General features: G+C 60.7%; 8 protein-coding genes and 2 pseudogenes. 4 read left to right on the forward strand and 6 right to left on the reverse strand.

Going from position 1 to position 13,254, the window contains the following annotated elements; all coding sequences use genetic code 11:
* Both EIY72_RS23630 and putP read right to left on the reverse strand, forming a co-directional pair.
* A partial coding sequence (locus tag EIY72_RS23630) for a PAAR domain-containing protein (protein WP_132680171.1) occupies positions 1–126 on the reverse strand: 126 nt, incomplete at its 3' end.
* A 288-nt stretch (positions 127–414) separates the two neighbouring features.
* Complete coding sequence (gene putP / locus EIY72_RS23635) at positions 415–1,899, reverse strand: sodium/proline symporter PutP (protein WP_093227344.1); 1,485 nt, start codon at positions 1,897–1,899, stop codon at positions 415–417.
* Positions 1,900–2,358: 459 nt separating this feature from the next.
* On the opposite strand from putP, the gene putA reads away from it, so the two are divergent.
* Positions 2,359–6,309, forward strand: coding sequence for a trifunctional transcriptional regulator/proline dehydrogenase/L-glutamate gamma-semialdehyde dehydrogenase (putA, locus tag EIY72_RS23640; protein WP_093227347.1), 3,951 nt, complete (start codon positions 2,359–2,361; stop codon positions 6,307–6,309).
* Between the two features lie 259 nt (positions 6,310–6,568).
* Positions 6,569–8,371, forward strand: a complete 1,803-nt coding sequence (locus EIY72_RS23645) for an acyl-CoA dehydrogenase (protein WP_093227349.1) — start codon at positions 6,569–6,571, stop codon at positions 8,369–8,371.
* Between the two features lie 173 nt (positions 8,372–8,544).
* Here the strand turns inward: EIY72_RS23645 and EIY72_RS30405 are convergent, their stop codons facing one another.
* The 4 genes and pseudogenes from EIY72_RS30405 to EIY72_RS23660 all read right to left on the reverse strand — a co-directional run bounded on the left by EIY72_RS30405 (position 8,545) and on the right by EIY72_RS23660 (position 11,113).
* A complete protein-coding gene (locus EIY72_RS30405; protein WP_408003247.1) occupies positions 8,545–9,390 on the reverse strand; it encodes a methyl-accepting chemotaxis protein in 846 nt (281 codons plus the stop codon).
* Between the two features lie 18 nt (positions 9,391–9,408).
* Positions 9,409–10,482, reverse strand: a pseudogene (locus EIY72_RS30410) (HAMP domain-containing protein); the annotation flags it as partial.
* Between the two features lie 101 nt (positions 10,483–10,583).
* Entirely contained in the window at positions 10,584–10,886 is a 303-nt protein-coding gene (locus EIY72_RS23655) for a cell division protein ZapA (RefSeq protein ID WP_093227355.1), read from the reverse strand.
* Positions 10,883–11,113 (reverse strand): hypothetical protein, encoded by a 231-nt coding sequence (locus EIY72_RS23660; RefSeq protein ID WP_093227358.1) that lies wholly within the window; start codon positions 11,111–11,113, stop codon positions 10,883–10,885. Before EIY72_RS23660 ends, EIY72_RS23655 begins: the two co-directional genes overlap by 4 nt.
* A 289-nt stretch (positions 11,114–11,402) precedes the next feature.
* Between EIY72_RS23660 and EIY72_RS30415 the strand changes: the two are divergent.
* Together EIY72_RS30415 and EIY72_RS30420 are read left to right on the forward strand one after the other, a co-directional pair.
* Positions 11,403–12,158, forward strand: a pseudogene (locus EIY72_RS30415) (MCP four helix bundle domain-containing protein); the annotation flags it as partial.
* The gene (locus EIY72_RS30420) at positions 12,150–13,013 is read left to right on the forward strand and encodes a methyl-accepting chemotaxis protein (protein WP_425048632.1); all 864 of its coding nucleotides are present in this window, start codon (positions 12,150–12,152) and stop codon (positions 13,011–13,013) included. The pseudogene EIY72_RS30415 and the gene EIY72_RS30420, both read left to right, overlap by 9 nt.
* Positions 13,014–13,254 lie beyond the last annotated feature (241 nt).

Consider the following 13,254-nt stretch of genomic DNA (forward strand, 5'->3'; position numbering starts at 1 on the left):
GCAGGAAACCCGGTCGCCTTCACGCGCGTGGGCCATACCGAGCATCGTGATGCGCGTGTCGGCCTCCAGCACCTCGCCGCCGCAGGTGGTCTTGTCACCCTGGCGAATGAAATATCCTATTGCCATTACATGATCTCCTTTTCTACCGACGCCCCATTCATGGGAGGCGCGTCACTGTTAATCAGCGCCAAGCCGACTCGGGATGAGTGGCGTAACGCAAACTACGTGGGCAGAAAGGAAACTCAAGAGGGTTCGAAAAATCAGGAAATGCCTTACGAGCATCACTGAAAAGGACCACAGATACTGTCGGGTTAAAGCCTTTTTACAGACCTCGCATACAAAAAAACGGCCCGCACCATTGAAGATGCGAGCCGTTCTTTTATCCGGGACGGGTGGAGTTCACCCCGTCACCGATCACTTGTTCAAACGATAATCCGCCTCAGCCGCTGCAAAGCGCTGGAACATACCGGCAGTCGGCGTGCCCAGTTTGCTGACGAAGTAGATCGCCAGGCTGGCGAAGATGAAGCCCGGGATGATTTCGTACAGGCCCAGCAGTTCGAAGTGCTTCCAGACGATCACAGTGACCGCGCCGACCACGATGCCGGCCAGTGCGCCGTTACGGGTCATGTCTTTCCAGATCACCGAGATCAGCACCACCGGACCGAAAGCGGCACCGAAACCTGCCCAAGCGTAGCTCACCAGGCCCAGTACACGGTTTTCCGGGTTGGCGGCCAGCGCGATGGCAATCAGCGCAACCAGCAGCACCATGGCGCGACCGACCCAGACCAGTTCAACCTGGGAGGCGGTTTTACGCAGGAAGGTCTTGTAGAAGTCTTCAGTCAGGGCGCTCGAGCACACCAGTAACTGGCAGCTCAGGGTGCTCATGACGGCCGCGAGAATGGCCGACAGCAGCACGCCGGCAATCCATGGGTTGAAGAGGATCTTGGCCAGTTCAATGAACACGCGCTCGTGGTTCTCGGAAACCGCGCCGGCAACGTCCGGGTGCGCCGAGAAGTAGGCGATACCGAAGAAACCAACGGCTACGGTGCCGCCCAGGCACAGGATCATCCAGGTCATGGAGATGCGACGCGCCTTGGCGATCGACTTCACCGAATCCGCCGCCATGAAACGCGCGAGGATGTGCGGCTGGCCGAAGTAGCCCAGACCCCAGCCCATCAGCGAAATGATGCCGATGAAGGTGGTGCCCTTGAGCATGTCGAAGTTGCTCGGGTCATTGGCTTCGATGGCCAGGAAGGTTGTGTCCACGCCACCGGTGGCCAGCAGCACGATGATCGGCGTCAGGATCAACGCGAAGATCATCAGGGTGGCTTGCACGGTATCGGTCCAGCTCACGGCGAGGAAACCGCCGATGAAGGTGTAGGCAATCGTCGCCGCAGCACCGGCCCACAGCGCAGTCTCGTAGGACATGCCGAAGGTGCTTTCAAACAGACGGGCGCCAGCCACGATGCCGGACGCGCAATAGATGGTGAAGAACACCAGGATCACGACGGCGGAGATGATGCGCAGCAGGCCACTTTTGTCTTCGAAACGACTGGCGAAGTAGTCCGGCAGGGTCAAGGCGTCGCCGTTGTGCTCGGTCTGCACACGCAGACGGCCGGCGACGAACAGCCAGTTCAGGTAGGCACCGACGATCAGGCCGATGGCGATCCAGCTTTCGGACAGGCCAGACATGTAGATCGCGCCCGGCAGGCCCATCAACAACCAGCCACTCATGTCGGAGGCACCCGCCGACAGTGCGGTCACGACGCTGCCGAGGCTACGGCCACCGAGGATGTAATCGGAAAGGTTGTTGGTGGAGCGATAGGCCATCAGGCCGATCAGCACCATGGCTGCGATGTAGATCACGAACGTGATCAGGGTTGGATTGCTTACGCTCATTAAGTTACGCCCTGGCTTTGTTTTTATGTAGCGACGGTGGTTGAACCGCTCGCAAACGCACACGTTTGACAGACGATCCAGGAACCCGCGCATTTATGACTGATGTTTCCCCAGGAAAGCCATCAGCCGGATCACCCGCGTTTTCACGGGTTGCACCTTGGTGCGCGAATGCTATGCAACAAAGCAAATAAGGTGCAACCTTTTTTGAGAATTAGTTGCACCCACACACATATCCTTTCATCTACGGGCTTTTTTGCTCCCTTTTAGCGCAGTTAAACGGCGCTACTAGAAGCAAAAGCACCAAGCCGATGCAGTACCTTCGTACCAGAATTCATTTCCTGACGAGCAGCGAAATATTCCGACAAAAAAGGGTTGCACCCGGTTGCACCTCTCCGGTCTCGCGGCTAATCTTGCCGCCAGCTGATGCCACGCAGTCGTGGCAAACATGAGGATAAAAACATGGCTACCACCACCCTTGGGGTCAAACTTGACGACCCGACCCGCGAGCGCCTCAAGGCCGCCGCGACCTCGATTGATCGCACGCCGCACTGGCTGATCAAGCAGGCAATCTTCAATTACCTGGAAAAACTCGAGGGTGGTGCAACCCTGACCGAGCTGAACGGTTCGACCAAGGACGCCGACGATGCCGTCGACGCGCCGCTGGATCATGCCCACCAGTGCTTCCTCGAATTCGCCGAAAGCATCCTGCCGCAATCGGTACTGCGCGCCTCGATCACAGCCGCCTACCGTCGCCCTGAGCCGGAAGTGGTGCCGATGCTGATCGAGCAGGCTCGCCTGCCGGCACCGATGGCTGAGGCCACCAATAAACTCGCCGCGTCGATTGCCGAAAAGCTGCGCAATCAGAAGAGCGCTGGCGGCCGTGCCGGCATCGTTCAAGGCCTGCTGCAGGAATTCTCCCTGTCGTCCCAGGAAGGTGTGGCGCTGATGTGCCTGGCCGAAGCGCTGCTGCGTATCCCGGACAAAGGCACTCGCGATGCACTGATCCGCGACAAGATCAGCACCGGCAACTGGCAGCCGCACCTGGGCAACAGCCCGTCGCTGTTCGTCAACGCCGCCACCTGGGGCCTGTTGCTGACTGGCAAGCTTGTCTCGACGCACAATGAAGCCGGCCTGACGTCGTCCCTGAGCCGCATCATCGGCAAGAGCGGCGAGCCGATGATCCGCAAGGGCGTCGACATGGCCATGCGCCTGATGGGCGAGCAGTTCGTCACCGGTGAAACCATCGCCGAAGCCCTGGCCAATGCGAGCAAGTTCGAAGCCAAGGGCTTCCGCTACTCCTACGACATGCTCGGCGAAGCGGCACTGACCGAACACGACGCACAGAAATACCTGGCCTCGTACGAACAAGCCATTCACTCGATCGGCAAAGCGTCCCACGGCCGTGGGATTTATGAAGGCCCGGGCATTTCCATCAAGTTGTCCGCCCTGCACCCGCGTTACAGCCGTGCCCAGTACGAGCGCGTGATGGACGAGCTGTACCCGCGCCTGCTGTCGCTGACCCTGCTGGCCAAGCAATACGACATCGGCCTGAACATCGACGCCGAAGAAGCCGACCGCCTCGAGCTGTCGCTGGATCTGCTCGAGCGCCTGTGCTTCGAGCCGCAACTGACCGGCTGGAACGGCATCGGTTTCGTGATCCAGGCTTACCAGAAGCGTTGCCCGTACGTGATCGACTACGTCATCGACCTGGCACGCCGCAGCCGTCATCGCCTGATGATCCGCCTGGTGAAAGGTGCGTACTGGGACAGCGAAATCAAGCGCGCCCAGGTCGAAGGCCTGGAAGGCTACCCGGTCTACACCCGCAAGGTGTACACCGACGTTTCCTACATCGCCTGCGCCCGCAAACTGCTGTCGGTGCCGGAAGTCATCTACCCGCAGTTCGCCACGCACAACGCCCACACCTTGTCGGCCATTTACCACATCGCCGGTCAGAACTACTACCCGGGCCAGTACGAATTCCAGTGCCTGCACGGCATGGGTGAGCCGCTGTACGAACAGGTGGTAGGCAAGGTTGCCGATGGCAAGCTGAACCGTCCGTGCCGCGTGTACGCACCGGTCGGCACCCACGAAACACTGCTGGCGTACCTGGTGCGTCGCCTGCTGGAAAACGGTGCGAACACCTCGTTCGTCAACCGCATTGCCGATCAGTCGATTTCGATTCAGGAACTGGTCGCCGATCCGGTGGCTCAGATCGAGCAAATGGCGACCGTGGAAGGGGGTTTCGGCCTGCCGCACCCACGCATCCCGTTGCCGCGTGACCTGTACGGTTCCGAGCGCGCCAACTCCGCCGGCATCGACATGGCCAACGAACATCGTCTGGCCTCGCTGTCCTGCGCCCTGCTCGCCACCGCGCACAACCACTGGAAAGCCGCGCCTATGCTCGGTTGCGCCTCCAGCAATGAAGCGCCAGCACCGGTACTGAACCCGGCCGATCTGCGCGACGTGGTCGGCCATGTGCAGGAAGCCACGGTCGAAGACGTCGACAATGCCATCCAGTGCGCGCTCAACGCCGCACCGATCTGGCAGGCGACACCGCCGGCCGAACGTGCCGCGATCCTGGAACGCGCTGCCGACTTGATGGAAGCCGAGATCCAGCCACTGATGGGCCTGCTGGCTCGCGAAGCCGGCAAGACCTTCGCCAACGCCATCGCCGAAGTCCGCGAAGCGGTCGATTTCCTGCGTTATTACGCGGTGCAGGCACGCAACGATTTCACCAATGACGCCCACCGTCCGCTGGGTCCTGTGGTGTGCATCAGCCCGTGGAACTTCCCGTTGGCGATCTTCAGCGGTCAGGTGGCCGCAGCATTGGCCGCCGGCAACCCGGTACTCGCCAAGCCTGCGGAGCAAACGCCGCTGGTGGCTGCCCAGGCTGTACGTCTGTTGCTCGAAGCCGGCATCCCCGAAGGCGTGCTGCAACTGTTGCCGGGTCGCGGTGAAACCGTCGGCGCCGGCCTGGTCGGCGACGATCGCGTCAAAGGCGTGATGTTCACCGGTTCCACCGAAGTCGCGCGCCTGCTGCAACGCAACATTGCCGGTCGCCTGGACAGCCAGGGTCGTCCGATCCCGCTGATCGCCGAAACCGGCGGCCAGAACGCGATGATCGTCGACTCCTCGGCACTGACCGAACAAGTGGTCATCGACGTGGTTTCTTCGGCCTTCGACAGCGCTGGCCAGCGTTGCTCGGCCCTACGTGTGCTGTGCTTGCAGGAAGATTCCGCCGATCGTGTCATCGAAATGCTCAAAGGCGCGATGGCTGAAAGCCGCCTAGGCAACCCGGAGCGTCTGTCCGTGGACATTGGCCCGGTGATCGACGCCGAAGCCAAGGCCGGTATCGAGAAGCACATCCAGGCCATGCGCGACAAAGGTCGCAGCGTGTACCAGGTGGCCATCGCCGATGCCGAAGAAGTCAAACGCGGCACTTTCGTGATGCCGACCCTGATCGAACTGGAAAGCTTCGACGAACTGCAACGGGAAATCTTCGGCCCGGTGCTGCACGTGGTGCGCTACAAGCGCAAGGACATCGATCAACTGATCGCGCAGATCAATGCTTCCGGCTACGGCCTGACGCTGGGCGTGCACACCCGTATCGACGAGACCATCGCCAAGGTGATCGACAACGTCCATGCCGGTAACGTCTACGTGAACCGCAACATTGTCGGTGCCGTGGTCGGCGTGCAGCCATTCGGTGGCGAAGGCCTGTCGGGTACTGGCCCGAAAGCCGGTGGTCCGTTGTACCTGTACCGCCTGCTGTCGACGCGCCCGGCGGACGCCATTGAACAGTCCTTCGCTCGCGGTGATGCTGCCGCTGCGCCGGACGTTCGCTTGCGCGACGCCATGAGCAAACCGCTGACCGCGCTGAAGGCCTGGGCCGACAACAACAAATTCGCCGACCTGAGCACCCTGTGCGTGCAGTTCGCCGCGCAATCGCAAAGCGGCATTACCCGCGTCCTGGCCGGCCCGACCGGCGAGCGCAACAGCTATGCGATCCTGCCACGTGAACACGTGCTGTGCCTGGCCGAAGTCGAAGGCGATCTGCTGACGCAACTGGCCGCGGTATTGGCGGTGGGCGGTTCGGCGGTGTGGCCGGAATCCGATCTGAGCAAGGCCTTGTTCGCACGCCTGCCGAAGGACATTCAGGCACGCATCAAGCTGGTTTCCGACTGGACCAAGGATGAAGCGGTGTTCGATGCCGTTCTGCATCACGGCCATTCCGACCAGTTGCGTGCAGTCTGCCAGCAGGTGGCCAAGCGTGCCGGTGCCATCGTTGGCGTGCAGGGTCTGTCCCAGGGCGAAACCAACATCGCGCTGGAACGCCTGGTGATCGAACGTGCCTTGAGCGTCAACACTGCGGCGGCGGGTGGTAACGCCAGCCTGATGACCATCGGTTAAACCGATAAGCCGGGCAGCCGCAACGGTTGTCCGGCATGCAAGATCCCTTGTGGGAGCGAGCTTGCTCGCGATAGCGATTCATCAGTCACCCTCTTTCCTGACTGATCTACCGCAATCGCGAGCAAGCTCGCTCCCACATTTGTTATAGGGGGTGGTTGTTAAGCCGCCGCTCGGCTCCAATATCACCGTTATCAATCATCCTGTTCAGTCTTTATTCGCACGCCTAGACTCGGCCCATCCCAATAAAAGGTAGGCCGCCATGTCCGAGACGCTGCTCAGTTCCCGCAATCTGGCTTTCGAGCTGTATGAAGTCCTCGATGCCGAGGGCCTGACCCGGCGTGAGCGTTTCGCCGAGCACAACCGCGAAACCTTTGACGCGGCCATAGGCACCGCCCGCAGCATCGCCGAGAAGTTCTTCGCCCCGCATAACCGCAAGGGCGACGAGAACGAGCCGCGTTATGAAAACGGTCAGGCAATCCTGATTCCGGAAGTGAAACCGGCGGTGGACGCCTTCCTCGAAGCAGGCTTTCTCAATGCCGCGCGCAGCTTCGAGGCCGGCGGCATGCAACTGCCTACCCTGCTGTCCCAGGCCTGCTTTTCGCACTTCCAGTCGGCCAACGCGGCGTCGACCTCCTATCCGTTCCTGACCATGGGCGCGGCCAACCTGATCGAAAGCTTCGGCACCGACGAGCAGAAGCGCCACTTCCTGCAGCCAATGATCGACGGCCGCTTCTTTGGCACCATGGCCCTCACCGAGCCCCACGCTGGCTCGTCGCTCTCGGATATTCGTACCCGCGCCGAACCGGCGGCCGACGGCACCTATCGGCTCAAGGGCAACAAGATTTTCATCTCCGGCGGCGATCACCCGCTGTCGGAAAATATCGTGCACATGGTCCTGGCCAAGCTGCCGGACGCGCCGGCCGGGGTGAAGGGCATCTCGCTGTTCATCGTGCCCAAGTTTCTGGTCAACGACGACGGCAGCCTCGGCAAGCGCAACGATGTACTGCTGGCCGGCCTGTTCCACAAGATGGGCTGGCGCGGCACCACATCCACCGCGCTGAACTTCGGCGATAACGGTGAGTGCGTCGGCTATCTGGTGGGTAAACCGCATCAGGGCCTGAGCTACATGTTCCAGATGATGAACGAGGCGCGGATCGGTGTCGGCATGGGTGCGGTAATGCTCGGTTACGCCGGTTATCTGTACTCGCTGGAATACGCCCGCGAACGTCCCCAGGGTCGCGTGCCCGACAGCAAGGACCCGAGCACGGCGCCAGTGGCGATCATCAATCACGCCGACGTCAAACGCATGCTGCTGACCCAGAAAGCTTACGTCGAAGGCTCGTTCGACCTGGGCCTGTACGCGGCGCGGTTGTTCGATGACACCACAACGCTGGAAACGGAAACCGAGCGCAAACAGGCCCATGAGTTGCTGGACCTGCTGACGCCCATCGTCAAATCCTGGCCGTCGGAGTTCTGCCTGAAGGCCAACGAACTGGCGATCCAGATCCTCGGCGGCCACGGCTACACCCGTGAATACCCGGTGGAGCAGTACTACCGCGACAACCGCCTGAACCCGATCCACGAAGGCACCCACGGCATTCAGTCGCTGGATCTGTTGGGGCGCAAACTGGCGCAGAATGGCGGTGCCGGTCTCAAGCAACTGATTCGCCTGATCGCCGACACCGCCGAGCGCGCACAGGCTCACTCTTCACTCGACGCCTTGCGCGAGCCGCTGGAAAAACTGGTGGAGCGCCTGCAAACGGTGACCATCGGCCTGCTCACCGACCTGGCCCAAGGCAAGGTCAACAGCAGCCTGGCGAACTCGGCGCTGTATCTGAAAGTCTTCGGTCACACCGTCATCGGCTGGCGCTGGCTGGAACAGGCAATCCGTGCCGAGGAAGGACTGGCCAAGGGCAATGCGACGGATGTCAGCTTCTATAAGGGCAAACTACAGGCGGCGCGGTACTTCCTGACCTGGGAAATTCCGGGTTGCCACCATGAGCTGGCCATTCTTGAGGCGCGGGATGATGTGTGCCTGAACATGCAGGATGAGTGGTTCTGACGATCGGCAAGTGTTTGTGGCGAGGGAGCTTGTCGGATCGCCGAACCGTCCCGTTCGACTGCGAAGCAGGCGCAAATACCGACAACACGGTGCATCAGATGCATTTGGGTTGCCGGATTTGGGAGCGCTTCGCACTCCAGCGGGAGCAAGCTCCCTCGCCACAAAGTTGATTATCAGCTTAACCTGAACCCACCCATCTGCCGCGCCAGATCATCGGCCAACCGCTGCAACGTCCGGCAATCCTCCCGGCAAGCCCTGACCTCGCCCGCCGTCGCCCGCGCCAGATCGGAAATACCCTGCACGTTACGATTGATTTCCTCGGTCACTGCCGACTGCTCTTCCGTGGCCGTCGCCACCTGGTGGTTCATGTCACTGATGCGTTCGACCTGGCCGGTAATCGCCGTCAACGACGCTCCGGTGCGCTGGCTCGACTCGACACCCGTGCCCGTCGCTGCCTGCCCGGAATGCATCGAAGATACCGCGTTCTCGGCGCCTTGCTTGAGGCTGCCGATCATCTGCTGGATTTCATCGGTGGACGACTGGGTACGTCGCGCCAAGGTGCGCACTTCATCGGCCACTACCGCAAACCCGCGCCCCATATCACCGGCTCGTGCCGCCTCGATGGCTGCGTTCAAGGCCAACAGATTGGTCTGTTCGGAAATCCCGCGAATCACCGCCAGCACCTGATCGATGGAGGCCACCTGATGGGCCAGTTCACCGACCGCACTGGCGGCTACGCCGATTTCATCGGACATGCTTTCTATATGGCGGATCGAGCCACCGACCACTTCCCGCGCCTGCAGTGCTTCGTCCCGCGCAGTTTGCGACGCCAGCGCCGCGTTGCCGGCGTTCTGGGCGATGTCCTGCACGGTCAGGCCCATTTCATGCACAGCGGTGGCCACCATGTCGGTCATTTCCTGCTGACGGCCGGAACGTTCGGCGGTGTTGTCCACCACCTGCGCCACTTGCCCCACTGCCGTGCGCAGTTTTTCGCTGGTGGTCAACACTTCACCAATCATGTCGCGCTGGCTGTCGAGAAAGCGGTTGAAGCCACGCGCCAGATCACCCAGCTCATCGGCGCGACTGGAATCTAACCGGTGGGTCAAATCTCCACCACCGCTACCGATGGCTACCAGCGCGGCTGTTACCTGACGAATCGGCCGCACCAGGCCACGGGCCAGCAACACCACCAACAACAGGCAGACAATCGCCACGGCCAGGCCGATTCCGCTGCTCATCCACATGGCGCGACGGGCCTCGACGTAGATTTGCGACTGCGGCACTTCGGCCACCAGCGTCCAGCCCAGGTCACGAAGCGGCAGGCTCAAGGCCAGGTAGTCCTCACCGTCACGCTGGAAACCATGGCTGGTGGCAGCTTTTTGACTCATCACCGCCTGAGCTGCTGTCGCGCCAATCTGCTCGGTCAGCGTGCGTTTGCCGCTGAATTGCGTCTCGGGATGAACCTGGATCAAACCGTCAGAACGCACGAGATAGACCTTGCCGCGCTCGCCAAAGCTGTAGTTGTGAATCAGCTCCGACAGCTCTTTCATGCTCAAACCGAGCCCGGCAACCCCCACGACCTTGCCGGCCTGCTCGACCTTGAAGTCGATGAAAAGCGCCAATTCTCCGGTGGCCGTATCGTTGTCGATATTGAGAGTGCGCGAGGGGCTGCCGGCCAGAAAGGAGTAGTACCAGGCGTCGTTGGGATTGGACTGGCTGAGGGTGCGATCCAGGCCTTTTTCGGTGATGTAGTGATTGGAGGCGGCGCCAATCACCAAGGCGGTAAAGGCTTTGTGCTCGGTGCGAATGCCTTGCAGGTATTGGACGAATTCAGCGGTGCGCGAAGGGTCTTCGCCCCCTGCCAGCCAGTCGCGGACCATGCTGTTGCTGGCGATGTCCTTGGCGGCGGTGACCGGTTGAATGAGGATGCGCTCGATGTCGTTGCGCATCGCTTCGATGCTCGACGGCAAGGCTTGTTCGACCAGATAGCTCTGGGCGAGACGATTGACCACCAGGGTATAAATGCCGACCACGATCAGGATGCTGACCAGCAAGGCGCTGCCCATGCTCAGGATCAGTTGCCATTGAATACTGCGTCGCCAGAACTGCATGGAGCACCCCCAAAGAATAAGAGGCTGAAACACTGCAACAGCCGTGCCGATTGTATACAAATGTAACCGACAATTTATTCTTTGGTTGTGCGCAAAGCCGATCAGGCCTGATTGATCGTCTTGGAGATCACTTCAACCGTGGCGCTGACTTGCTCTTGGTAACGGTCGAGTTCGAGCTTGTGCTGCTTCTGCATTTCAATCTGCTGGGAACACAGATTCATCGCCGCCAGCACCAGCAGTCGGTCACCGATCAGGGTCGGGTACTTGCGTTTGGTATCGGCCAGGGCTGCCTTCAACATCATCGCAGCGTCGAGCAGGGTCTGTTCTTCCCCGGCCGGTGCCTTGATCGAATAGTCCTCTCCCATGATCGAGACGACTTTTACCCCTGCGGCGTTGTAACTCATGCGCTGACTGGGCCTGCGCTGACGCGCTCAACCAGGGCCTGAATACGGGCGGCCGTGGCGCCTTGCTTCTCTTCCTGTTCCATCAGGCTCAGTTGCAGGCTTTCGTTTTCATCCTTGGCCTGGGCCAGTTCTGCGCTCAGGGTCTGGTTGGTGCCGATCAAGGTCTGGTTCTGTTGTACCAGGTCGCTGACCAGTTGTTCCAATTGGCTTAGGGATGTTTCCAACATTTTGATTTTCCAGGCATTTTCAAAGGGCGCGTACGATAAAGAAAAGTCACCCCGGATGCCAGGGTTATACAGGCGCAACGCCTTGATTTTCCTGACGGGGGACCGTCCTCGCGAGTTTTAAAGACTGTGATTGGCCGATCTGGTTCCTGCACTTCGTCGCCACAAGGTGCAACCGACGAAATCAGACCCGACTCAAGACTTCTGCAAGACGACCGATAAGTCATTCATACACCTGCCTCAGCCCCGCACGGATGCGCCCTTTCCGGTAACCGCCATGTCCCTTCGTAATATGAATATCGCTCCACGGGCGTTCCTGAGTTTTGCCCTGATCGGCGGCCTGATGATGGTTCTGGGCGTGTTCGCCCTGAACCAGATGAGCAAGATCCGCGGCGCCGCCGAGAACATCACCAACAACAGCGTGCCGAGCATCAAGGCACTCGACGACTTCACTCAGCTGACCCTGCGTCTGCGCGTGCTGTCCTACCGCTTGCTGGTCAATCGCGAGCCTGATGTGCAGCAGAAAACCATCGACCTGCTGGAGTCACGCAACCAGCAGATTCGCACTGCCCAGGCGACCTACGAAAAACTGATCGCCAGCCCTCAGGAACGTGCAGCCTACGATCAGTACGTGCAGTTGCTCGGGCAATATCGCCAGATCGAAGACCGCATGAAGGCCCTGTCACGTAACAATCAGGTCGACGAACTGCGCAGCCTGCTCAACTCGGATCTGCTCAACAACTCCGAAGCGATCAACACCGTGTTGAGCCGCTTGCTGGAAATCAACACCCAGCAATCCCACGACACCAACCAGCAGGCAGCCGATCAGTACGATTCGGCGTTCACCCTGGTGATCATCCTGCTGCTGCTCGCCACCGCACTGACGCTTCTGTTGGCCTGGCTGCTGACCCGCAGTATCACTCAACCGATTGCCAACGCCCTGGGCGCCGCCGAGCAAATCGCCGAAGGCAACCTGACGCGCCCGATCAAAGTCGATGGCGAGGACGAAGCCGGCCGCTTGCTGCTGGCCATGGCGAAGATGCAGGACAAACTGCGCGACACGCTGCAGCGCATTTCCGGCTCCGCGACTCAGTTGGCGTCGGCGGCAGAGGAACTCAACAGTGTCACCGACGAAAGTGCCCGTGGCCTGACCCAGCAGAACAACGAAATCGAGCAGGCCGCCACAGCGGTCAACGAGATGACCAGCGCTGTTGAAGAAGTCGCGCGCAATGCGGTCAGCACCTCCGAAGCCTCGAAGAACGCCACCAGCTCTGCCGGCGATGGTCGCGACCTCGTGCAGGAAACCGTCAGCGCCATCGAACGCATGAGCGCCGACGTGCAAAGTACGGCGACCCTGATCGGCGACCTGGCCAACGAATCCCGTGATATCGGCAAGGTCCTCGACGTGATCCGTGGCTTGGCCGACCAGACCAACCTGCTGGCCTTGAACGCGGCCATCGAAGCGGCCCGTGCCGGTGAAGCCGGACGCGGTTTTGCCGTGGTCGCCGACGAAGTCCGTGCCCTGGCGCACCGCACCCAACAGTCGACCAGCGAAATCGAGCGCATGATCGGCAGCATACAGAGCGGCACCGAACACGCGGTGGATTCGATGCGCAACAGCACCGAACGTGCCGAGTCGACCCTGAACATCGCCCGTGGCGCCGGTCTATCGCTGGACACCATCAACAGCGCCATCGTCGAAATCAACGAGCGCAACCTGGTCATCGCCAGCGCGGCAGAAGAGCAGGCGCAAGTGGCGCGCGAGGTGGATCGCAACCTGGTGAACATTCGCGACCTGTCGGTGCAGTCGGCGACCGGGGCGAACCAGACCAGCGCGGCGAGTAGCGAGCTGTCGCGGTTGGCAGTGGATCTGAACACCATGGTCAGCCGGTTCAGCCTGTAACGATTGACCTCGTATCTGTGGCGAGGGAGCTTGCTCCCGTCCGAGTGCAAAGCGCTCGTCATGAAATTTGCGCTAGATTTTTTTTTTGGGGGGGGCTGCTTCGCAGCCCAACGGGAGCAAGCTCCCTCGCCACAGCAAGCTCCCTCGCCACAGCAAGCGCGTTCGCCACAGCGATTTTGTGTGATACCGGAACATCGTCAAAAGCTTTTTGACAGCATCACATTTCAACAGGTTAGAATCG

Origin of the sequence: Pseudomonas vancouverensis (genome assembly GCF_004348895.1) — a bacterium.
In the GTDB taxonomy this organism is placed as follows: domain Bacteria; phylum Pseudomonadota; class Gammaproteobacteria; order Pseudomonadales; family Pseudomonadaceae; genus Aquipseudomonas; species Aquipseudomonas vancouverensis.